The following is a 20,770-nucleotide window of genomic DNA, read 5'->3' on the forward strand; positions in this document are numbered from 1 at the left end:
TTATTATTAGTTCAACTGTTGATACCACTCTTTTGCAGCATCTACTTCATCACGTGTTAATTGATGACCTAGGTTTGTCCAGAACAGTTCAACCTCTATCCCGGACGATTCTAACATGCTTTTTAAATCTTCAGCTTCTGAGGCTGGGCAAATCGGATCATTTTCTCCCGCACCAATAAACACTTTGACTTCATCATGTTTAGGTAAATCAATTCCTCTCCTAGGCACCATAGGGTGAAACAACATGGCGCCTTTTTAAGCTGTTCTGAAAATGATATAATAAGCTTCCCGCAATGTTTGCTCCATTTGAATATCCAACAGCATAAATTTGATTTCGATCAAATCCATATTCCTTGCTTTTCTCATCTAGAAAATGATTTAATTCATTAGTTCTTTGAATTAAGTCCTCTTCATCAAATACTCCTTCAGCTAATCTTCTGAAAAAGCGATTCATTCCGTTTTCATTTACATTACCTCGAACACTTAAAACATTGGCTTCAGGATCAATCAAATCAGACAATGGTAATAAGTCTTCCTCGTTTCCTCCTGTTCCGTGTAATAAGAGTAAAGTCTGTTCACTATTGCCCTCTCGAAAAATATATTTCATTAGGTTGGCCTCCTAAAAAAAATCTTGATTTCAAGCTAAATTATAATTTAGTATGTCAAGTTAAGTCAAAGAAAGCAGTTTTCAACCTTAGCTGAAAAACTGCTTGTCATTAGACTTCCTTAAAATAATCTTTTAAAAACCCGCCCATTTTACCTGAATCATCTACAATAAAATAAAACTCGTCCGTTTCGTTTTTAACATCATATACTTTTTCTGGTGTTAACACATTTTCTACAGTGAATTTTTTAGCTTTCGTGTTTGTACATTTGATTTGTTTAATCGTTTCATGATCATACCAAGTTTTATGAATCATACTTTCACCTCTTATTGATTTTCCACAAATAACACTTTATATTTACCATAACCCTCTTCTTCTAGACGGTCAACCGGGATAAACTTAAGTGCTGCAGAATTAATACAGTATCTCATTCCGCCTTCACTAGCAGGCCCGTCATCAAAAACATGCCCAAGATGAGAATCCGCATAATTACTTCTCACTTCTATTCGTCTCATACCATGAGAGGTGTCTAAACTTTCTTCTAATTGGGCAATTGGTCTCGTAAAGCTTGGCCAACCACAACCGGCATCATATTTATCTTTTGAGGAAAATAGCGGTTCGCCGCTAACTACATCAACATAAATGCCATCTTCCTCATGGTCCCAGTATTCGTTTTGATAAGGAATTTCAGTAGCATCTTCTTGTGTTACTTTATATTGAATGTCTGATAATTGTTCTTTTAACGTATCTTGATCTTTTTTTGACCAATTTTCCTCGATAAACCCTTTTCTTCCTGACCCCTTTTTATACATTTTATAGTGAAAAGCATTCTTTTTATAATAATCTTGATGATATTCCTCGGCAGGATAGAATGTTTCAGAGGGACGAATTTCAACCACAATTGGTTTATTAAATTTTCCGCTCTCCTCTATTTTTTCTTTGATTCCTCTGCGAGTTGTTTCTGATGGTCATTATGATAGAAGATGACTGGCTTATAAGATTCTCCACGGTCGTTAAATTGACCTTGATTATCTGTAGGGTCAATTTGTTGCCAGTAAACCTCTAATAACTGCTGGTATGGGTAAATTTCTGGATTAAATATAATTTGAACTGCTTCCACATGACCGGTTGTTTCAGAACAAACTTCTTCATAAGTCGGATTTTCAGTATGACCACCAGTGTAGCCAGATATGACTTCTTCAATACCTGGCCTACGATCAAATGGTTCTACCATGCACCAGAAACAACCTCCAGCAAATGTAGCCTTTTCTAATTGGGACATCTTAATCACCTCTAGATATATAGTTTAGGTCCTGGTAATTCACCTTTTTTAGCATTTGTCTTTTTCTTGGTGTGTTGATGTTCATTTTCTCCATAGTCATTATTAATTTTTTGATGAGACTTATTTTGATCGTGATGATCGTGTATATCATCTTCCTCATGGTGATCAAAATATTGCTGATCTTCAGCCTCATCATCATTTTCCATCATAATTTTCACCATATCAACAAACATCGGTAAGTTTTTCACAAAAGGCCCATATTGTTTAATATATGGTGATACTTGTTGAATTAATCCCAAACCTTTTTGGATGTGGTTAAGCGTTTCATATAGCTGAGTATATTTAGTTGTCATTCCAGGCCCAGATAAAAATGGCGCTTGTGGTATTCTGCCATAAGGGTTATGACCTTTACCTAACAATTTATGAAAAACTTGATTCAACCCTCTTCTTTGTGGCATTGGCTGATAAAATGATTCAAGTCCGTACGGATTCTGATGCCAATGTTGTTGTGATTGAAAGTCAAACGGATCCATCGCCTATTCCTCCTTCTTATTCTTATATATACTACGAAATAGACGAGTAACCCGTTTAGGCAAATAACATTATTTTTATAAACACCAATTAATTGTTGATTGATGGTACTGGCTTAAATAAGCATTTGTATTAGAGAATGGTCTGCTTCCAAAAATCCTCTATGAGCCGACAAAGGGCTAGGATGTGGGGATGTAAGGACTAAATGTCGACTTTGATCAATCATATTCCCCTTCTTCTGTGCATGTTTCCCCCAAAGTATAAAAACAAGATGTTCCTTTTCATCATTTAAAAGCGAGATAATTCGATCTGTGAATGTTTCCCATCCAAGGGATCTGTGTGAATGAGCCTTACTTTCCCTAACAGTTAATACGGTATTTAATAATAATACACCTTGAGCTGCCCATTTAGTTAAATCACCATGTTCAGGAAAATAGCAACCTATATCACTCACTAATTCTTTATAAATATTCTTTAAAGAAGGAGGAATAGTCACTCCTTTGTTAACTGAAAAGCTAAGGCCATTAGCTTGTCCCCTCCCGTGATATGGATCCTGCCCTAAGATTACAACTTTTGTGTTTTGAAAAGTTGTTAAATTAAATGCTCGAAACATTTGGTTTTTTGGCGGAAAAACAGAAGCGTTTTTGATATTCCCTTTCAACATTATTAAGTAAATATTTAAAATAGGGTTGTTTAACTTCTCTTTCTAATAAGTCATGCCAATCTGATGCGATTTCCAATCCTATTCCCCCTGTTCATTTCCTGGGAAAGCGCAGAATAAGGCTTGTTTCGACAATAAACTCGCCATTAATTGACAGAATGTAACGATAATAACTGATAACGACAAATAGTTTGTCGATTTTCAAAGACGAGTTTTAAAACTTTTGCCGCTCCCTGTTGATTAGAACCAGGTTTACGCATAACATTGACCGTCTCATCAACAGGAAATAACTTGTAACCTTCAAATGTGATCTCAAAAATATCGTCATCTTCTTGAACACGTTTCTCTTCCCCATTTGTGATTAATCTCCATTCCATTGTAAAAGGTGTTGCCATTACCATCACCTCATATTTAACTATTTTAATAATATTATACCATGTGAAATGGTAGTAGGTGGAATGCAAAGGCTTCTATCCACTAATGTCTAGTTGTAGTATTAATTGCCCATACAAGTTCTGTTATATACGCATACGTTACAAGTGAAACGAAAAGGGGGAATGAAACATGGGCCAAAATTACGGCGGTGGATTTACTTTAATTGTAGTGTTATTCATTCTATTAATCATCGTTGGTAGCGCATACTGCTAAACCAAACGAAACAATCTCTCATTTAATGAAATAATAACCAGGTGACCGTCACCTGGTTATTTGTTTTGAATATATTCCTCCCACAATTCGTCAAAGGTTGATAATGCTTCAGTAAATGGTGGGTTATATTCTAAGTATTGGCTAATTTCATCATGATTAGTTGAATGTTTAGGAAAATCATGATCTTCAAACATCCAATCTGCTAATAATTTATATGGATTTGACGGATCTCGCATTCCTCTATATCTCATCATATAATGATAAAACGACTTCACTTACACCATCCTATTCGTCATTTAATTTCTCTAACTGCTTTACTCGGCGTTTGTACACGACCGACGACATTAATATTGCAATCTCATAAAGAATGATTAATGGAGCAGCAACAAGTAATTGTAAGATGAAATCTGGTGGTGACAACATAGTACCTAGAATGACTAATACTAAGTATGCATACTTTCTTGTTTTTCTCATGAATGATGGTTCAATAATTCCTAAGCTAGTTAAAAACATGGCAATTAAAGGCACTTCAAAGAACACAGCAAATGGTAACGTAATTTGCAATATAAACTTAAAATAGTTGGCTGCCGTAAACATTTCATTAACTAAACCATCACCAAGATTTAATAAGAATTGTAAAATTAAATCTTTTATCACAAAGTAACCAAATAATAGACCGACTAAAAATAATATAAATAAAGCCGGGATATACATTAAACTAACTTTTCGTTCGTGTGAGGTCAACCCAGGTTTAATAAACAGCCATAGCTGAAAAGCAAAAAATGGTAACGTTACAATAATGCCAGTAATTGTAGCAATTATGATATAAATCCATATGATTTCAAATGGACTTAGCACATTTAATGTAAAATCAACATCTCGCTCCATAAAGCGATAGATTTCCTCTACATATATAAAGCCAGCACCAAAGGAAATGACAAAAATAATTAATGTCCATATTAAACGTTTCCTTAGTTCACCTAGGTGTTCCGTCCAGTCCATAACCTCTTGTTCTTCATGAGAATGTTGTTGTTCTTCCATGAGTTTCATCCTTTATCTTTCATAAAATAAGATGTAAGGATTCCCCCTTACACCTTATTATTTCTTAGAATCATTTGAATCAGAGATGTGATCATTTTTCTGATCATTTTTATTTTGATCATCTGACATTAAATCGCTTGTCGCCTTTTTAAATTCCTTTAAAGAAGATCCAAAAGCACGTCCAATCTCAGGTAATTTTGATGGGCCAAAAACGATTAATAACACAATTACTATTAAAATTAACCCTGGTATTCCTATGTTTGCAGGATTCATTCAATCACCCCGTTCTTGAAAAGGTTACTGATGGTCAATAGTCTTATTCTTTGTTGAATCATCGTCATCTGTTAACCCTTTAGTAGAATGCTTAAATTCTTTTAAAGTTTTACCTAAAGCCTCACCAAGTTCTGGTAATTTTTTCGGTCCAAATATGATTAAAAGAATTAATATAATCAGTATTAATCCTGGTAAACCTATTGACATGATAACACCTTCCGTTAATTATTTAACAACTCTATTGTCGCTGATTTAAGTATGATTTGCAAATCTTTTAGCACACTGTTATAAAACGTTCACTTTTTATTGTGTTTACGCTCATAAACATAGTAAGTATGCTCATGCTGATTTCTTTCATCGCTCTCGCCCTTAGTTACATCTATAACTTCCCATTCTGATAAATCAATCTCGGAAAAAATGTATCTCCATCGAATGTGGCATGAATACGGGTGATATATAAGCGATCAGCCTTAGGTAATGTAGTTTTAAATAATTCAGCTCCACCAATCAAAAACACTTCATCCTCATGTAGATAAGACTCTAACTCATCAACTGAATGAATGACTGTACATCCTTCAGCTTTGTATTGTTGATCTCTGGTCAGAACAATATTTTTTTCGATTGGGTAAAGGTCTTCCAATTGATTCAAATGTTTTTCGACCCATGATTATGGTATGACCCGATGTCATTTTTTTAAAGTATTTTAAGTCATTGGGTAAATACCAAGGTAAGTCATTATCTTTTCCGATGACATTATTTTCATCCATCGCGACTATAAATGATAACATGTTATTCAACTCCTAAACCGCAATTGGCGCTTTAATAGCAGGGTGAGGGTTATAATTTTCAATTTTAATATCTTCAACTTCAAAATCAAACACGGATGTTACTTCACTATTAATTGACAGCGACGGCAAATGCCTTGGGTCTCTTGATAACTGCTCTTTTACTTGGTCAAAGTGGTTATGATAAATATGAGCATCACCAATTGTATGTATGAATTCACCGACTTTCAATCCACATTCATGTGCAATTAAATGTGTAAGTAAAGAATAACTTGCAATATTAAATGGAATACCTAGGAAGATATCACCGCTTCTTTGATAAAGTTGACATGATAATTTTCCATCTTGTACATAGAACTGAAACAAAGTGTGGCATGGCGGCAGTGCCATTGATGGAACATCCTCTGGATTCCATGCTGATACAATAAGTCTTCTAGATTCTGGTGATGTTTTAATTTTATTAATAACGTCTGCTAATTGATCAATGGTATCATTCTGCGATGTTTTCCAATGACGCCATTGCTTACCGTATACATCGCCTAAATGACCAAATTTTTGAGCGAACTCTTCATTTTCTAAAATCATTTGTTTAAATCGTTCCATCTGCTTAAGGTATTGTTCATTAAAATTAGGGTCTTCTTGAGCTTTAAGTCCAAAATCGGTCATATCTGGCCCATCATATTCACTACTTTCAATCCAATTCTTAAACGCCCATTCATTCCAAATGTTATTGTTATACTCGAGTAAATAACGAATATTGGTATCACCTTTAATAAACCAAAGCAACTCGCTAACAATTAATTTAAAAGGTACTCGCTTCGTTGTCAGAAGTGGGAAGCCTTCTTCTAAATTAAACCTCATCTGATGACCAAAAATTGACCGTGTTCCAGTTCCTGTGCGATCTCCTCGATCAGAGCCTTTATTTAAGACATGTTTACATAATTCTAAATATTGATTTTCATTCGTATGTAACATAGTTAGCCTCCCACTTTATTTTACTATATTGTAACAAATAAGACTGTCCTGTCATAGTTGCAAACTAGGCTCATATAATACCAACATCAAAAATTAGAAAAGGTGTTGGTTAGATGGTTATAAAGAAAAAGAAAAAATCACTTGTGATGAGCACTATGGCAGGAAGTATTGCAATTAGCTCCCCTCTCGCCTTCACTTTACCTGTAGATGCTATAACTAAAGAACAATTTGAAGAGATTCAAAAATTATCATATGGTGAGCATCACGAAGCTGTCGTTCATTTACAAAAGAAACTTAAAACGCTGAACTTTTATCAAGGAGACTACACTCCTAAATATGATGCCTTAACCGAACATGCACTTAAGCAATTTCAGAAGCAAAATGATATAAATGCCACAGGTGAAGCGGATGAAACAACTTATTTAAAATTAGAAGAAGAACTAGATACACATTATAAGGAAATAATCGAGACACTAGGAGAACAAATACAATATGGTGAACAATCAAATCGTGTTAGGCAAGTTCAAAAAGCATTAGATCATTATGGTTTTTACAAAGATAAAATTGATTCAATTGCTGGCCCTGCCACTAAAAAAGCGTTGGAGAGAATGAGTAAAGCCTATCAATTGGATTTAGATTTATCGGATTATACACCAATCGTTCAAGTCACACAAACTCGGTCAGAATCACAAACTCAGCAATCGGAGCAAAGCCAATCAAACGTTCAACAAGCAGTTAAAAAGGTTAAAACTAAACCACAAAAAAAGCAGAACCCAAAGCTTCCTCTGGAACATTAATTCAGACTGCAAGAACATATATAGGCTCACCGTATGTTTGGGGAGGGACCTCTCCATCAGGTTTTGATTGTAGTGGATATTTGCAATATGTTTTTAAACAACACGGAATTTCAATTCCAAGAACAGTTGACGCAATTTATTACTCTGGTCAAACTGTTGAAAAGCCTAGCGTTGGTGATTTAGTCTTCTTTGAAACGTATAAACCTGGCCCATCCCATGCTGGCATATATCTGGGCGATGGCAATTTTATTCATGCTGGCTTAAGTAACGGTGTTACGATTAGCAATTTAAGTAATTCTTATTGGAGTGCTAGATATTTAGGAGCTAAACGTATCGCTAAATAATTTAAAACAAATTCATTTGACTTGGGTTCAAATCTTCATATTGTATATGAAGTAAATGTTGAAGCTGTTTAGCATTGTAATAAGCACCTCCGCCAGAATTATTATTAAAGAGGACAGTAATTTGATCGCTGTTCTCTTTTAATTTTGAATCCTATTTTTCCACTCTGTTAGCTCTTCTTCATTATAACGATATAAAAACCTTACTTTTCTCCAATTTTCATTTCCGTTTTGATTCCAACCTATTACATTTCTTCCGTGAAAACGTATTAATGTATTACTTTATTCGTAACAACTGGTACAGTTGGAACAGATCCCTCCCCAGCTTGTGGTTCGTCACAAATAGAATGAATCCAGCCTTCTTCCTGCATAAATTTTAAAGTGGATCCTCGTATAGACTCTTCAAACCAGGTTCGATTTCTGAATTCTAATGCAAGATCATATTGGTCAAATTGCTCTCTTATAAATCTTAAACGGTTTATATTTTCTTTTGACAATTTAAACCAAGGTGGAAATTGAAATAAAATACAATTTAATTATTTTATTTATTAAAGGAGTTAATCCATTCTTATACTCATCAATCATCGATTTTACATCTTTGCGTGTGTAATGTTGTCTATCGTGTCCAGTAAATCCTTGAAAAGCCTTCACAACGAATGAAAAATTACGAGGTGTTTGCTTCTCCCACCTATCATACTGTTCTTGACTCATAATACTGTAAAAGGCAGCGTCTAATTCAACAACAGGAAAGTGAGAGGCATAGGCGGCTAATTTATTTTTATACATATCGTTTTGTTCATGTATTGCTGGATGGTCTCCCCAACCAGTTAAGCCTATATGTATCAATTTATCTCTCCTACCGTTAATTTCTTATTAGTAGTATATCTAAGTTTGCTTGACGTTGTCTATGTGAATCAGTTATACTTATAAGTGCAATAAAGATGTGAGGTATCATGAATTGGGCAACTTCTATAGAAGTGAAGAATTGATTTATGATCCTTCATTTCTATAGGAGTTGTCTTATTTTTATATCTGCATACTTATTGTGAAATTAAGCACCATTTAGGTGAAAGTTTTAGGAGGATTTTGTATCATGCAAAACGGTGTAGTAAAATGGTTTAACGCAGAAAAAGGTTATGGTTTCATCCAAGTTGAAGGTGGCGACGATGTATTCGTACACTATTCAGCAATCCAACAAGAAGGTTTCAAAACTTTAGAAGAAGGTCAAGAAGTTGAATTCGAAATTGTCGAAGGCGACCGTGGCCCACAAGCATCTAACGTTGTAAAAAATAAATATTAAATATATTTGAAGTCGGCGGCTTATGCTGCCGGCTTTTTTCGTGTAGGCAACTTGAAAATATTTTCATTCTGTAATATTATATAATCTATTGTGCAAAGCGCAGTTCGAAAAATCCTGCGATATCAAAACTAAGGAGATGATGACGATGACAAATGAAGTATTATGGATTGTTTTTGCACTTATTAATTTTCTTCTTTTGATTTTTATTTATCGGATTTTTGGTAAGAATGGCTTACTAGTGTGGATTGGAATGTCTACGGTAGTTGCCAATTTACAAGTGTTGAAAATGGTTGAACTCTTTGGTGTGACCGCTACATTAGGGAATATTGTATATGGCTCAATCTTTTTAGCAACCGATATTCTAAATGAAAAATACGGAAAAGAGGAAGCAAAAAAGCAGTCTGGTTGGGTTTTTATACGTTAATAACAATGACGCTTGTCATGCAAATAGCGTTAAGATTCGAACCTTCCGAATCAGATCAAGTAAATGATGCCCTCATGACGTTATTTGATTTAGTTCCCCAAGTTGCAATTGGAAGTTTATTAGCCTATATCGTTAGTCAAAATGCTGACGTTTATATTTTCTCGAAACTCAAGCGTAAGTTTTCTTCCGATCGATTTTTATGGGTTCGAAATAACGTTAGTTCAATGTTAAGTCAGTTGCTTGATACCGCAATCTTTACTGTTATTGCATTCTGGGGAATATTATTGACTGATCCTAATGTTTGGGTAGAGATATTCTTTAGTACTTACTTGATTAAGTTTATCGTTGCAGCTCTTGATACCCCATTCATGTATTTGGCAAAAAGTTCCATAATTAATAAAAAGGTTGGCATAAAATATGTCTTAACCTACAAGAAGACGAATATTAGGATTAAGTTCCTCCTAACATTCGTCTTCATTTTAGCTACGTCAAATAACACCCATTATTCGTTTTTAAATAAGCCATTTTTCTTCAGTGTCATCTTCTATTTCTATTCTTTAGCTATCTCATTCTCATCATAACTAATCCAATCGCTAAAGCTTCCTACATATAGCCTCACATTGTCGAAACCTGCTAGCCATAAAGCAACTACATTCGGCGTTGCTGTGACACCTGAACCGCAATACACGATCATTTCTTCAGCGTCCTGATAAGTTGAGAAATAGTTGATTAACTCATCTTGGGATTTAAATTGGTGTTGATCATTTAATATGTTGGTCCATTCTGAATTAATGGCACCTGGAATATGTCCAGCTTTTCGGTCTATAGGCTCATGTTTTCCAATATAGCGATCGTAACTTCTAGAATCGATTAATGTGACAGAATCCCTATCCTTATTTTCTTTCACATAATACATGTCTGCAATTAGGTCTTCTTTTATTTCACTATTTCCATATTGATTAGCAGTTTTATTTAACTCACTCTGGCTAACAGGGTATCCTGATTGCTTCCATTCCTCAAAGCCACCATTCATTAAATAAACTGTAGGATGTCCAATGAATTTTAATAACCAGTACATTCTAGATGAAAATGCTCTATTTTGACAATAAACAATAACCGTCGTCTCCCGGTGGATTCCTTTAGTGGCTAACTTGGTTTTAAAAGTTTCTATGTTAGGAAGCGGATGTCGGCCACCGTGATTCTTGACCTGGCCACTTAAATCTTTATTAAGATCGAAATACACTCCATTTGGTATATGACCTTGATGAAACATTTCTTTTCCCCAGTTTTCATCCTTCAAATCATATCGACAGTCTGCGAAGACAACATTTTCTTTCAACGTTAATTCGTGAGCTTCTTGTACCGAAATAATCAACTAAACCCTCTCCCCTTATTTATTTATAAAATACTGTTTAAGCGCTCTGTTTTCCAAAGGTATTCGCTTCGTCATTAACCATAAATGTGCACTAACAAATATTATAGCAGTAATATAAGCGTAGAATAATAAAGATATAACTAATAACTCTAATCCGACGATCCAATAATTTGGATGTTTAATCCATTTATAAGGGCCTCTGTCAACAACTTTTGCATCTGGTAACACAATCACTTTCGTGTTCCAATAACGTCCTAATGACCATAAGCTCCAAAATCTAAAGGTCTGTAATAAGATAAATAAAGAGAAAACAATGATGGATGCATCTCTATTCCAACTATGATTTAGAAAGCTTTCTATTATTAAGAAAACAAAAAAAGAACATGCGTAATGATTATGTGTTTATAATACGGGTCTTCAATTTCAATGGCGCCCTTAGCTTTCTGGTAATTTTCATTTGACTTAGCAATCAGTAATTCAAATACACGAAGTATGATTAAATATATCAGTATAAACAGATACACCATATCATTTCCACTCCATCAGCAATATTTCTGAAGTAAAGCCTGGTCCTAATGCAGTTACTAAATGGTGTTGACGTTTAAAAGGACGACTCTCTAACGCTTGTTTAATCACAAATAAAACAGTCGGTGACGACATATTACCATATTGTTTTAAGACCTCTTTAGAATAATCGAGCATTTGATGGTCAAACATAATCTTCTCCACTTCTTCTAATACTTTCCTTCCACCAGGATGCGCTAATATATATTCGATTTCTTTAAAATCAATCTGCTCTTTAATTAAAAACTCCTCTAAGTGATCTTTCCAAAAAGAACGCACAAGTTTAGGAATAATGGTTGAAAAAATAACATAGAATCCATCATTTTTAATATCCCATCCCATAACATCCATGCTTTCTTTCAATAGTTTAGAACTTGACGATTTTATATAAAGGCTAGGCTCTTTTCTTTGTTTCGCTAGAGGATGTTCATGACCAAGTAGGACCGTACAGCTTGCACCATCACTAAATAAAGCCGCACCAACAATATTTTGTTGGTCTACATGATCATGGTGAAATGCAACTGTGGCTAACTCACAGTTTACAATCATAATAGAGTGTGTTGGATTTGCTTTAAGGTAATCATGAGCTCTTGATAATGCTACTCCCCCACCTGCACAACCCAAACCAAATAAGGGATAGCGTCTAATAGTATCCTTTAATGGTAAACGATTGATCAAATGGACATCTAAAGGTGGCGTTAATATTCCTGTGCTCGTAACTGATATAATAGCATCTAGATCTTTCATATGTAGTTCATGATTTTTAAAACAATCGAATACGGCCTGTTCAGCTAAATCAATTCCGTATTTCATATACAAATGATTTCGTTCTGAAAGTCCGTGTTTACTCTGAAACCATTCAGGTTCCGTTACAAAATATCTCTGATTAATCCCTGCAGTATCAAACACTGCTAAATATTTAGATAGTCTTTTTTCAGTAAGTAATGTCGAAATAACTTCTTTCGCGCGGTCTTGTTTTAATTCATATTTAGGAACGGCAGTCCCGATGCTATATATAACGGACATAAACGAACCTCTTTCATAAGAGAATTATTCCCCTATTTATTAATGTCCCCCTTATGTTGGAAAATCATACTAAATTTTAAAACCCATAAATGGTCATTCCACCATCTACCATTAGAGTTTGGCCCGTCATATAATTACTAGCTTCAGATGCCAAAAACACAGCTGGGCCGGCTATTTCTTCTAATCGTCCAATTCTATTCAAAGGCGTACGATTTACTATATCCTGCACATATTGATCATTTTGTAGTAACTTTTCAGTTAATGTTGTTGGGAAATACCAAGGACCGATAGCATTGACATTAATTCCGTATTTGCCCCATTCTAAAGATAGAGTTTTGGTCATTTGAATTAAGGCGGCTTTTGTCATGGCATAGACAACACCTGTTCTTAAGGCTGTTTGACCAGCAACGGATGAAACGGAAATAATTTTTCCTTTAATATTGTGGTCAATCATGTTCTGTGCAACGAATTGTGACAGGAACAGTACACTTTTCATATTTGTATCAATAATCTGCTGATACTCACTTTCGGTTACTTTAAGGGCTTCACTACGAATATTCATCCCTGCATTATTCACCAAAATGTCGATGCCACGACCTGCGGTTAATTCTAGTAATTTTGATTTAAGAAAATCTAATTCTGTAACTGATGTAGCAACATAATCAACAGATACATTATATTGGTCTTGAATAACGCGGCTCGTCTTATGTAAATCTTCCTCATTACGAGCAATCAAAATAAGGTTCGCCCCCGATTCAGCATATGAAAAGGCAATAGCTCGCCCAATTCCCTTCGTTGCTCCAGTAATAACTGCTAGTTTCCCTTCTAACTTAAAATTCGGTAAATATGTTTCCAAGTATTACCCTCCTAAGCGATAAATTTATGCTAAAGAAGACTATTCTTCTATATTAAGAATAGCCTTTCGGTTTAAGCTTACCAATTATAAATTTTTTGGTACTTCTCTGTTAAATATTGAACTAAGTAATTCGGGTTAAGCCCTTCACCTGTCACTTCTTTTAATAAATCTAATGGTTCCTTCATACTTCCTTTTCGATGAATATGTTCGTTTAACCAATTTTTAATTGGTGATAAATCATCATTTTGAATGGATTGGTCAATATCAACGTCCTGCTCAAGAGCCGACTTGATTTGAGCTCCATACATATAACCCAAAGCATACGATGGGAAATATCCAAAGTCTCCACCTGACCAGTGAACATCTTGAAGGACTCCATCAGCATCATTTTCAGGTCTAATACCTAAGTACTCTTCCATTTTATCGTTCCACAATTTAGGTAAATCTTTCACTTCTATTTCTTCATTAATTAAACCTTTTTCAAGCTCATAACGAATCATAATATGAAGCGGGTAAGTCATCTCATCGGCTTCGATTCGAATGAATGTTGGTTTCACTTCGTTTATAGAACGATAGAATTCATGTTTAGGTATATTCTTAAATGAATCTGGTGCATATTCTAAAAATAAGTCATAGTATTGATCCCAGAACGATTCATTTCTTCCAACAAAGTTTTCCCAGAATAATGATTGTGACTCATGGATGCCCATAGAGATTGCATCACACACAGGCGTGTCATATAAGTCTTTATTTAACCCTTGCTCGTATAATGCATGTCCACCTTCGTGAATCGTACCAAAAACAGCCATACGAAAATCTTGTTCATCGTATCGTGTTGTTACTCGAACATCATCATGGTTAATATTAATGGCAAATGGGTGCACAGTTTCATCTAGTCTACCTGCATCAAAATCATACCCCATTTTATGAAGAACTTTTAACGAAAACTGCTCTTGTTTCTCTTTAGGAAAGTTAGCCAAAATTTGACTCGGGTCAGGTTTATTATTAGATTCATTAACATTTTTAATGAGTTTGCCTAAATCATCTCGTAGTTTAGGAAAAACCTGATCTAATGTCTTAACCGTCACTCCTGGTTCGAAACCATCTAAAAGTGCATCATATCGGTTTTCTTTATATCCCCAGTACTCTGCAAACTTAATATTAAAAGCAACAATCTTTTCTAAATAAGGTCTAAACATTTCAAAGTCAGATTTCTCTCTTGCCTCTGTCCAAACAGATTCGGCTTGTGAGGTTAATTCCACAAACTCTTTATACTCTTCAACAGGGATCTTTTTTGTTTTATTATAATCTTTTTCAACTAGTTCGATTGAACGTTTAATGACTTGGTTTTCAGAATTTCTAAGCTCATCAATGTAAGTCTTCACTTGATCTGACGTTTTTAATTCATGGACTTTTTGTGATAAAAAAGAAAGCGTTTCTGAACGTCTGTGAACTCCTTTCTTAGGCGCTTTAGTTCTTAAATCCCATGCCATCAATTTAATTGCTTCAGCATAAGATTCAATCTGTTTATAATATTGCAAAAATTCTTGTTCTACTGAAGAATATGTTGATCCACTCATTTAATTCTCTCCCCATTATTTATTTTTTACCAAAATATTGATAATAGTTTGTCTGAATAAATCCGTTAAATAATTTACGTTTCTTAGTTGCCTTTTGTCCATACTGCTTTTCAAAATCCTGATAAGAAGTCATGATATATACGCTCCATTTAGGATAAGATGACATAATATGCCCTAAATCTTGGTAGATTTGTTCTACCGTCTCTTTCTCTCCCAATCGTTCACCATATGGAGGATTTCCTATTAAGTAACCTTTTTCAGATTTAGGCATAAAGTCCTTTGCTTGCATTTGTTTCCAATTAATTAAATCAGCCAAACCAGCTTCCATTGCGTTATGCTTGGCAATCTCGATAGACTGATGACTAATATCTGATCCAGTAATATCTAATGGCTGATCATAATTCGCTAAGTCTTCCGCCTCTTCAAGAGCCTGTTCCCAAACTGTAGAAGGAATAGAATCCCATTCTTCAGCTTGAAATTCACGGTTAAAACCTGGCGCTATGTTCTGTCCAATTAATGCAGCTTCAATTGGGATAGTACCGGAGCCTGTAAACGGATCTACAAATGGATCATCAGGTGTCCAATTTGTCAATTGAATGAGAGCAGCTGCTAGTGTCTCTTTTAAAGGTGCTTCTCCCTGGCCAATGCGATAGCCACGTTTTATGTAAACCTGAACCTGATGTATCTAAAGATAAAGTAACTTTATCTTTTAAAATTGCTACTTCAACTTTGTATCTTGCACCTGTTTCTTCGAGTCTTGATGTTAAACTATACGCTTCTTGAAGTCTTGATACAATTGCCTTTTTGACAATTGATTGGCAATCAGGTACGGAATATAGTTTTGATTTATGTGATTTACCTACTACATGTATAAATCCTTCTTTAGAAATCCACTCTTCCCATGGTAATGCCTTTGTTTGTTCAAATAGCTCTTCAAAAGAATACGCATTGAATTCATCCATTAATAATTTGACGCGATCTGCCGTTCGAAGCCATAAATTACTTCTTGCAATACCTGCTAAATCTGCATCAAACATCACACGCCCATTTTCTGTTTGGATATTTTCATAACCTAGCTGTTTTATTTCGTTTTTAACTATTGATTCTAATCCCATTGCTGCTGTTGCGATTAACTTAATTGGCTGTGACAATGATTACATTCCTTTCAAAGAACTTATAAGCTCCCAATAATATGTAAGGCATAAATAAGATGTGACCAGTAGGTATTTTGTAAGCCATGTTCTGTACCTTCGTACTACTAGCGGCGGTCAACCTCGTACTCCAGTCGTAACCATCTATCTACAAGTCATACTTGCCTCTCAGCTAGGTTGAATTCCCTGCTGAAAGTGCCCCTACCATATTTTGGGTTACTCACTCGTGGGGTTTACCGCGTTCCACTTTGATTGTTTCCAATCAAAATCGTCACTGTGGCACTTTAAAGGTAATCCAATCGTATCCCATATAGGACTTAGATTGTTTCCCCGCCGTTAGCTAACCTTAAGTTAACTACCTTGACTTATGGTTTCGTCAAGCACGATCACTACAAACCTCTCAGCCTGTGTGAGCATGGACTTTCCTCTCTGTAAAACAGAGCGATTACGTCTATACCTACAACATCTTATTTATGCCTGAATTATAAAGTTTAACATAAAACAGGTGTCCCTGCATTAGTAATGTTTAACAGATTATTCACTATATCGTTTACCAAAAACGGCTTTCTCTAGGTTTGATAATCTTTGTAATACATCATAGTTGATCTGACCTCTTTGTTTAGTCTGAGAAGAAGTCGCAGTTGTTGTATTTGGTTTGCTAGTTGTCTTAAGTTTTCGATTTTCTTCTTTTAAGGTTTCTATTTCTTTATTAAGTGTTTCATAATCTTGGATGACTAAATCTAAAAACTCATCCACCTCATCTTGATTATAACCTCTGATTGTCGTTTTAAACTCTTTGTCCAAAATTTCCTGACCCGTTAAATTTGTTTTCATCGAATTCCTCCTACACATCATTCAAGTTATCTTGATTTAATTCTTGCATTTCTCTAGCAAGATCATCTAAATCAAATGAATTGATAATTGTTACATTATATTCATGTTGCTCTTCATATTTTAATATTAAATCATAAAAATATTTCGGAGAGCCCCCAAATTCCTCTTCATAAAGAAGAATGCACCCATCGGTTTTTTCAATAAACCATTTATTCTTAACAAAATACTGTTTGGGGCTTTCATAAGATTTTTGACTTAAAGGTTGATAATAGTCTGCCAGTTGTATCAAAGTTTGATATTTTTTCTGTTTATCTTCTTTCCAAATATGATCTTGGTCTTTGAATGGCGGTATGAGTGCAACTTTAACTTGATAGATTTCTTTTAATTCTTGTAATACATCAAATGCCCAAGTTTTCAACGCCTTGTTGACCAGATAAGATAACCCATTCTAATCCATTATCCAAATACTCAACTAGCTTTCTTTTTAAAGCTTTTTTGATAATACCAACTTTTTCGTCTTGGTCACTAAAAATATTTAATTCATGTGGTTTATAACCTGTTATAGTTATTGATTTTACATTCATACTTTCATTATATCAAAAAAAGAGCTAGTTTGTACTAGCTCTAATGTGGATATTTCATTATTTTCCTGGCCAGATGATAAATCATCTTGATTAAAAGAAAATGGTAATAATTCTTTTACTTTTACCTCTTTAACTTCAAGGTCCTTATTACTAATATAAAACGTTCATTTCTGGGTCGAAAAACTCACTCATCACCTGTCTACACGCCCCGCATGGCGGTACAGGTCTAGACGTGTTAGCAATGACAGCCAATGACTCAAAATCACGCTCACCTTCAGAAACTGCTTTAAAAATCGCAACTCTTTCAGCGCAGCAAGTGACTGGATAAGCTGCATTTTCAATATTACAGCCTTTATAAACTTTACCATCTTTAGTAAGTAAAGCTGCCCCTACCGGAAAAGTTGAATACGGTACATAAGCTTGATCTAGCATACTCTTTGCTTCATTAACTAACAGACTTTGTTTCATGTTATATTCTCCCCTATTCTTCCTGTTGTTCATCCAAAATTAAATTCAAATTATATTTTACAGATTGATAAAGTTCAACGAAACGTTTCTTCCTCACATCATTAAAATAACTATGCAAAATCATAATTTCTAAATTATCTTTAGTATTTTTAATTTGATTTGGGAAAATCGGCAGCTTATGTACCAGGTCATTGGCATCGTCTTCCCACTTCTCAATTTTTTCAAAGATTGGTGTTGCTTCTTCTTTCATTAAATTAAAATCATCATAGTTTTTACGGTCAAACTTGCGATCATAAAAATAGCGATCATGGATTTCTTCTACATCTTGATCCTTTAACTCTCTAGTTAGTCGCAAAATTCTATCACTTGAATCACCTTGCCTTCAAGTCATACTTTATCATGAATCTTTGCGCCACGCTATTATTTCTTACGAAAGTCTGGGTTTACGATTTGCATTCTTTTCTTTAAATGCTCTAATTCCATTTCTAAACGTTGTAGAGATTCTAATAAATACTCCTTATTATTAGGGTACTTCATTGACATCTCCTCCTTTGCTTCTTATTTAGGCAAATATTTTTAGAATCCTACCCGTACGACAAACAAAGAAGGAAACCAACAAAGGTTCTTATACTTTAGCTTTTTTCGACAGACTCGTGTTTAATTACCCCTTTAATTGATCCTATGTTTTTAATTAATTGACGCTTCTTATAGTATGTTTCATTAATTGGTGTCGGATGTTTCATCTTCTCTTCTTTATACCATCGTCTTTTAATCTTTGTGTAAGATGACCAATCTACTCTATATTCACTGATTTGATGTTTCGTATCACGATAAAAACTGGTTAAATTGTGACTGTCAGATGTCGTATGTTCATTAATAAATTGTTCATATTCCTTGCGATCACCTGTGATTTCAACATTATTAGCAAAAGAATAAAATAACGGATATAGACAGGGATAAAATAAAATATTACTAATCTTTTTACCAATTGAAATTCTCTTACTTACACTTAAGAAGTGGGAAACAAAATCGCCGTACAGTTTACCCTGTTCTGTTGGCAATAAGACAGCATTATAATGGGCCATGTTTTGACCTCTAAATGGAATGGTATTAAATACTTTACGTTTATATGGCTGGTGCTGCATAATTGGTTGTTCAATTAAATTTTGTTCATTAATGATTTGAGCATAGAGCAAACGTTCCTTGTCTCTGCGGCGGTAGAATCGGTACCATTCCTCCTCTATATATCTAGAAACTTGAAAATGTTTTAACAAGAAGAATAGTGGTGTATCTTTTTCTTCTGACAATTGATATATTAACAGCTGAGGATATGCATCCTGAAATATATACCAGTTGATACTTTCATAGGTTAAATATAGCGATTTACGTTCACCTTCACTTAATAACTGCACATATGGATCACTTTGTAAATCCGTCATATTCCAACCAGCATTACGCGATACAATGCTTGCTAAGAATGACCATTTAATTTCGGGAAACTTATCGTAAAACTTTAAATAAGCTTTTGTACGAGTAACGTTATTTTGGTTATGTATTTTAGTCTGTTCTTTAATGTAATTTACAATTAACGGAATCATGCTGTCAGCCTTTCTTAACCATTTTGTAATAGTATATCCAAATCCTCATGGTTTAAAATTTGATATAATAGGTTGTTGAGGAGGAATAAAATTGAAGTATCCGAAGGGAAGTCGGCAAAACAAACATAATTCACAAACCAATTATACAAACTATAGTCAACTAGGCGGAACACAATTCGGAAATAGAGGGATGACCCTCGAAAAGAACTAAATGAAACGAATAAGTTTTATTTAGAAACTGATCAAGCGGTTATTCATAAAAAACCGACTCCAATCCAAGTAGTGCAAGTTGATTATCCAAAACGAAGTGCTGCTGTTATTAAAGAAGCTTATTATCAACAACCTTCTACTACGGACTATAATGGAATTTACAATGGTAGATATATTGATTTCGAAGCTAAACAAACTAAAAACAAAACCTCGTTACCATTTTCAAATATTCATCAGCACCAAGTAGATCACATGAGAAAGATTGACGATCATGGAGGGATTTGTTTTTTTATTATTCGTTTTAAATTATTGAATGAAACTTTTTTACTTCCAATTCGTCCATTTATAAAGGTTTGGGATCAACAGTTTGAGGGTAATAGAAAATCGTTACCTTATCACTACATCAAAGAAAACGGTTATTTAATCCCATTCACATTACAGAAAAAGTAGACTATTTAACCGTTGTCGATCGTGTTTTATTTTAATGGAGGAGATCATAATGAGCGAAGACATTAAAAGTCGAAAAGCTAAAAAGCAAACAAAGAAAAACAAAAAAATAAATTGGAAAAAAAGTACTGATATCGTTATTGATTATAGGTTTATTAGGTATGTTCGTGGTTGCAGGTGTGGTATTTTCTTATATTAAAGACGCACCTGAACTGAACGCGGAAGAATTACAAGTACCATTGTCAACGACGATTCTGGACAGAGATGGAAACGTAGTCGCTGAACTAGGTGCTCAAAAACGTGAAGAAATTGAATATAAGGAAATTCCACAAATTCTAGAAGATGCGGTACTTGCTACCGAAGACGTAGGTTCTTTGAACATAGTGGTATTGATCTAAGGCGTATCGGAGCTGC

Annotated in this window: 25 protein-coding genes, 1 other RNA gene and 8 pseudogenes; 7 read left to right on the forward strand and 27 right to left on the reverse strand. The window is 34.5% G+C overall.

Going from position 1 to position 20,770, the window contains the following annotated elements:
• Positions 1-6: 6 nt before the first annotated feature.
• From JCM13188_RS06950 to JCM13188_RS06975, 7 genes and pseudogenes are all read right to left on the reverse strand, one after another.
• Positions 7-607, reverse strand: a pseudogene (locus tag JCM13188_RS06950) (alpha/beta hydrolase).
• 109 nt (positions 608-716) lie between these two features.
• Positions 717-920 (reverse strand): DUF6501 family protein, encoded by a 204-nt coding sequence (locus JCM13188_RS06955; protein ID WP_054753067.1) that lies wholly within the window; start codon positions 918-920, stop codon positions 717-719.
• A gap of 11 nt (positions 921-931) precedes the next feature.
• The gene (msrB, locus tag JCM13188_RS20640) at positions 932-1,384 is read right to left on the reverse strand and encodes a peptide-methionine (R)-S-oxide reductase MsrB (RefSeq protein WP_369404885.1); all 453 of its coding nucleotides are present in this window, start codon (positions 1,382-1,384) and stop codon (positions 932-934) included.
• Positions 1,370-1,887 (reverse strand): annotated as a pseudogene (gene msrA, locus JCM13188_RS20645) (peptide-methionine (S)-S-oxide reductase MsrA); the annotation flags it as partial. The pseudogene msrA and the gene msrB, both read right to left, overlap by 15 nt.
• 11 nt (positions 1,888-1,898) lie before the next feature.
• Positions 1,899-2,420 carry a VrrA/YqfQ family protein gene (vrrA, locus tag JCM13188_RS06965; protein ID WP_054753069.1) on the reverse strand — a complete coding sequence of 174 codons (522 nt, stop codon included), beginning with the start codon at positions 2,418-2,420 and terminating at the stop codon, positions 1,899-1,901.
• A 75-nt stretch (positions 2,421-2,495) separates the two neighbouring features.
• A pseudogene (ung, locus tag JCM13188_RS06970) lies at positions 2,496-3,158 on the reverse strand (uracil-DNA glycosylase).
• Between the two features lie 67 nt (positions 3,159-3,225).
• Positions 3,226-3,474: a DUF2584 family protein gene (locus JCM13188_RS06975; RefSeq protein ID WP_054753070.1), complete on the reverse strand. Its 249-nt coding sequence runs from the start codon at positions 3,472-3,474 to the stop codon at positions 3,226-3,228.
• Positions 3,475-3,643: 169 nt separating this feature from the next.
• Between JCM13188_RS06975 and JCM13188_RS06980 the strand changes: the two genes are divergently transcribed.
• The gene (locus tag JCM13188_RS06980) at positions 3,644-3,727 is read left to right on the forward strand and encodes a YjcZ family sporulation protein (protein ID WP_054753077.1); all 84 of its coding nucleotides are present in this window, start codon (positions 3,644-3,646) and stop codon (positions 3,725-3,727) included.
• Between the two features lie 56 nt (positions 3,728-3,783).
• On the opposite strand, the gene JCM13188_RS06985 is transcribed toward JCM13188_RS06980, so the two are convergent.
• The 6 genes and pseudogenes from JCM13188_RS06985 to JCM13188_RS07010 all read right to left on the reverse strand — a co-directional run bounded on the left by JCM13188_RS06985 (position 3,784) and on the right by JCM13188_RS07010 (position 6,801).
• Positions 3,784-4,002: a YozE family protein gene (locus tag JCM13188_RS06985; RefSeq protein WP_054753078.1), complete on the reverse strand. Its 219-nt coding sequence runs from the start codon at positions 4,000-4,002 to the stop codon at positions 3,784-3,786.
• A 10-nt stretch (positions 4,003-4,012) separates the two neighbouring features.
• Positions 4,013-4,768 (reverse strand): twin-arginine translocase subunit TatC, encoded by a 756-nt coding sequence (gene tatC, locus JCM13188_RS06990; RefSeq protein ID WP_054753234.1) that lies wholly within the window; start codon positions 4,766-4,768, stop codon positions 4,013-4,015.
• A 57-nt stretch (positions 4,769-4,825) separates the two neighbouring features.
• Positions 4,826-5,041 (reverse strand): twin-arginine translocase TatA/TatE family subunit, encoded by a 216-nt coding sequence (gene tatA / locus JCM13188_RS06995; protein ID WP_054753080.1) that lies wholly within the window; start codon positions 5,039-5,041, stop codon positions 4,826-4,828.
• A 24-nt stretch (positions 5,042-5,065) separates the two neighbouring features.
• A complete protein-coding gene (gene tatA / locus JCM13188_RS07000) occupies positions 5,066-5,248 on the reverse strand; it encodes a twin-arginine translocase TatA/TatE family subunit (RefSeq protein WP_054753082.1) in 183 nt (60 codons plus the stop codon).
• Between the two features lie 89 nt (positions 5,249-5,337).
• Positions 5,338-5,829, reverse strand: a pseudogene (locus tag JCM13188_RS07005) (dihydrofolate reductase).
• Between the two features lie 12 nt (positions 5,830-5,841).
• Entirely contained in the window at positions 5,842-6,801 is a 960-nt protein-coding gene (locus tag JCM13188_RS07010) for a thymidylate synthase (protein ID WP_054753084.1), read from the reverse strand.
• Positions 6,802-6,914: 113 nt separating this feature from the next.
• Here JCM13188_RS07010 and JCM13188_RS07015 point away from each other — a divergent pair, with 113 nt between their 5' ends.
• Entirely contained in the window at positions 6,915-7,598 is a 684-nt protein-coding gene (locus JCM13188_RS07015) for a peptidoglycan-binding domain-containing protein (RefSeq protein ID WP_054753086.1), read from the forward strand.
• Positions 7,599-7,618: 20 nt separating this feature from the next.
• Complete coding sequence (locus JCM13188_RS07020) at positions 7,619-7,942, forward strand: C40 family peptidase (protein ID WP_279401537.1); 324 nt, start codon at positions 7,619-7,621, stop codon at positions 7,940-7,942.
• A 1-nt stretch (position 7,943) separates the two neighbouring features.
• Here the strand turns inward: JCM13188_RS07020 and JCM13188_RS07025 are convergent.
• Positions 7,944-8,785 (reverse strand): annotated as a pseudogene (locus JCM13188_RS07025) (DUF72 domain-containing protein).
• A gap of 247 nt (positions 8,786-9,032) precedes the next feature.
• Between JCM13188_RS07025 and cspD the strand changes: the two are divergent.
• A complete protein-coding gene (gene cspD, locus JCM13188_RS07030) occupies positions 9,033-9,239 on the forward strand; it encodes a cold-shock protein CspD (RefSeq protein ID WP_054753091.1) in 207 nt (68 codons plus the stop codon).
• Between the two features lie 145 nt (positions 9,240-9,384).
• Positions 9,385-10,046, forward strand: a pseudogene (locus JCM13188_RS07035) (queuosine precursor transporter); the annotation flags it as partial.
• Positions 10,047-10,213: 167 nt separating this feature from the next.
• On the opposite strand, the gene JCM13188_RS07040 reads toward JCM13188_RS07035, so the two are convergent.
• From JCM13188_RS07040 to JCM13188_RS07095, 13 genes and pseudogenes are all read right to left on the reverse strand, one after another.
• Positions 10,214-11,038, reverse strand: a complete 825-nt coding sequence (locus tag JCM13188_RS07040; protein ID WP_054753093.1) for a sulfurtransferase — start codon at positions 11,036-11,038, stop codon at positions 10,214-10,216.
• Between the two features lie 15 nt (positions 11,039-11,053).
• The gene (locus JCM13188_RS20650; RefSeq protein WP_369404886.1) at positions 11,054-11,401 is read right to left on the reverse strand and encodes an isoprenylcysteine carboxylmethyltransferase family protein; all 348 of its coding nucleotides are present in this window, start codon (positions 11,399-11,401) and stop codon (positions 11,054-11,056) included.
• A 165-nt stretch (positions 11,402-11,566) separates the two neighbouring features.
• Positions 11,567-12,628: a type III polyketide synthase gene (locus JCM13188_RS07050; RefSeq protein ID WP_054753096.1), complete on the reverse strand. Its 1,062-nt coding sequence runs from the start codon at positions 12,626-12,628 to the stop codon at positions 11,567-11,569.
• A 76-nt stretch (positions 12,629-12,704) separates the two neighbouring features.
• Complete coding sequence (locus JCM13188_RS07055; protein WP_054753097.1) at positions 12,705-13,484, reverse strand: SDR family NAD(P)-dependent oxidoreductase; 780 nt, start codon at positions 13,482-13,484, stop codon at positions 12,705-12,707.
• A gap of 77 nt (positions 13,485-13,561) precedes the next feature.
• Entirely contained in the window at positions 13,562-15,064 is a 1,503-nt protein-coding gene (locus JCM13188_RS07060; RefSeq protein ID WP_054753098.1) for a carboxypeptidase M32, read from the reverse strand.
• A 19-nt stretch (positions 15,065-15,083) separates the two neighbouring features.
• A pseudogene (locus JCM13188_RS07065) lies at positions 15,084-16,179 on the reverse strand (THUMP domain-containing class I SAM-dependent RNA methyltransferase).
• A gap of 111 nt (positions 16,180-16,290) precedes the next feature.
• An RNA gene (gene rnpB, locus JCM13188_RS18400) (RNase P RNA component class B) lies at positions 16,291-16,672 on the reverse strand.
• Positions 16,673-16,749: 77 nt separating this feature from the next.
• Positions 16,750-17,049: a cell division regulator GpsB gene (gene gpsB / locus JCM13188_RS07070; RefSeq protein ID WP_054753099.1), complete on the reverse strand. Its 300-nt coding sequence runs from the start codon at positions 17,047-17,049 to the stop codon at positions 16,750-16,752.
• A 10-nt stretch (positions 17,050-17,059) separates the two neighbouring features.
• Positions 17,060-17,467 (reverse strand): SLOG family protein, encoded by a 408-nt coding sequence (locus JCM13188_RS07075; protein ID WP_054753100.1) that lies wholly within the window; start codon positions 17,465-17,467, stop codon positions 17,060-17,062.
• On the reverse strand, positions 17,448-17,633 hold the full coding sequence (locus tag JCM13188_RS07080) for an SLOG family protein (RefSeq protein ID WP_054753102.1): 186 nt from the start codon (positions 17,631-17,633) through the stop codon (positions 17,448-17,450). The genes JCM13188_RS07075 and JCM13188_RS07080 overlap by 20 nt, the downstream gene beginning before the upstream one ends.
• Before the next feature lie 150 nt (positions 17,634-17,783).
• Entirely contained in the window at positions 17,784-18,101 is a 318-nt protein-coding gene (locus tag JCM13188_RS07085) for a cytidine deaminase (RefSeq protein WP_369404878.1), read from the reverse strand.
• Between the two features lie 13 nt (positions 18,102-18,114).
• Positions 18,115-18,456, reverse strand: a complete 342-nt coding sequence (locus tag JCM13188_RS07090; protein WP_054753104.1) for a DUF1798 family protein — start codon at positions 18,454-18,456, stop codon at positions 18,115-18,117.
• A 277-nt stretch (positions 18,457-18,733) separates the two neighbouring features.
• Positions 18,734-19,699: a DUF2515 family protein gene (locus JCM13188_RS07095; protein WP_054753106.1), complete on the reverse strand. Its 966-nt coding sequence runs from the start codon at positions 19,697-19,699 to the stop codon at positions 18,734-18,736.
• Positions 19,700-19,790: 91 nt separating this feature from the next.
• On the opposite strand from JCM13188_RS07095, the pseudogene recU reads away from it, so the two are divergent.
• Together recU and JCM13188_RS07105 are read left to right on the forward strand one after the other, a co-directional pair.
• Positions 19,791-20,394, forward strand: a pseudogene (gene recU, locus JCM13188_RS07100) (Holliday junction resolvase RecU).
• Between the two features lie 129 nt (positions 20,395-20,523).
• Positions 20,524-20,754, forward strand: a complete 231-nt coding sequence (locus tag JCM13188_RS07105; RefSeq protein ID WP_279401527.1) for a hypothetical protein — start codon at positions 20,524-20,526, stop codon at positions 20,752-20,754.
• Positions 20,755-20,770: the final 16 nt, after the last annotated feature.

The sequence above is a fragment of the Piscibacillus salipiscarius JCM 13188 genome, from assembly GCF_001311865.1.
Lineage (GTDB): Bacteria > Bacillota > Bacilli > Bacillales > Alkalibacillaceae > Piscibacillus > Piscibacillus salipiscarius.

Coding starts and splice junctions, on each gene's coding strand:
- JCM13188_RS06955 (WP_054753067.1), bottom strand. CDS start 920: ATGATTCATAAAACTTGGTATGATCATGAAACGATTAAACAAATCAAA.
- vrrA (WP_054753069.1), bottom strand. CDS start 2,420: ATGGATCCGTTTGACTTTCAATCACAACAACATTGGCATCAGAATCCG.
- JCM13188_RS06975 (WP_054753070.1), bottom strand. CDS start 3,474: ATGGCAACACCTTTTACAATGGAATGGAGATTAATCACAAATGGGGAA.
- JCM13188_RS06980 (WP_054753077.1), top strand. CDS start 3,644: ATGGGCCAAAATTACGGCGGTGGATTTACTTTAATTGTAGTGTTATTC.
- tatC (WP_054753234.1), bottom strand. CDS start 4,768: ATGGAAGAACAACAACATTCTCATGAAGAACAAGAGGTTATGGACTGG.
- tatA (WP_054753080.1), bottom strand. CDS start 5,041: ATGAATCCTGCAAACATAGGAATACCAGGGTTAATTTTAATAGTAATT.
- tatA (WP_054753082.1), bottom strand. CDS start 5,248: ATGTCAATAGGTTTACCAGGATTAATACTGATTATATTAATTCTTTTA.
- JCM13188_RS07010 (WP_054753084.1), bottom strand. CDS start 6,801: ATGTTACATACGAATGAAAATCAATATTTAGAATTATGTAAACATGTC.
- JCM13188_RS07015 (WP_054753086.1), top strand. CDS start 6,915: ATGGTTATAAAGAAAAAGAAAAAATCACTTGTGATGAGCACTATGGCA.
- cspD (WP_054753091.1), top strand. CDS start 9,033: ATGCAAAACGGTGTAGTAAAATGGTTTAACGCAGAAAAAGGTTATGGT.
- JCM13188_RS07050 (WP_054753096.1), bottom strand. CDS start 12,628: ATGTCCGTTATATATAGCATCGGGACTGCCGTTCCTAAATATGAATTA.
- JCM13188_RS07060 (WP_054753098.1), bottom strand. CDS start 15,064: ATGAGTGGATCAACATATTCTTCAGTAGAACAAGAATTTTTGCAATAT.
- gpsB (WP_054753099.1), bottom strand. CDS start 17,049: ATGAAAACAAATTTAACGGGTCAGGAAATTTTGGACAAAGAGTTTAAA.
- JCM13188_RS07080 (WP_054753102.1), bottom strand. CDS start 17,633: ATGAATGTAAAATCAATAACTATAACAGGTTATAAACCACATGAATTA.
- JCM13188_RS07085 (WP_369404878.1), bottom strand. CDS start 18,101: ATGAAACAAAGTCTGTTAGTTAATGAAGCAAAGAGTATGCTAGATCAA.
- JCM13188_RS07095 (WP_054753106.1), bottom strand. CDS start 19,699: ATGATTCCGTTAATTGTAAATTACATTAAAGAACAGACTAAAATACAT.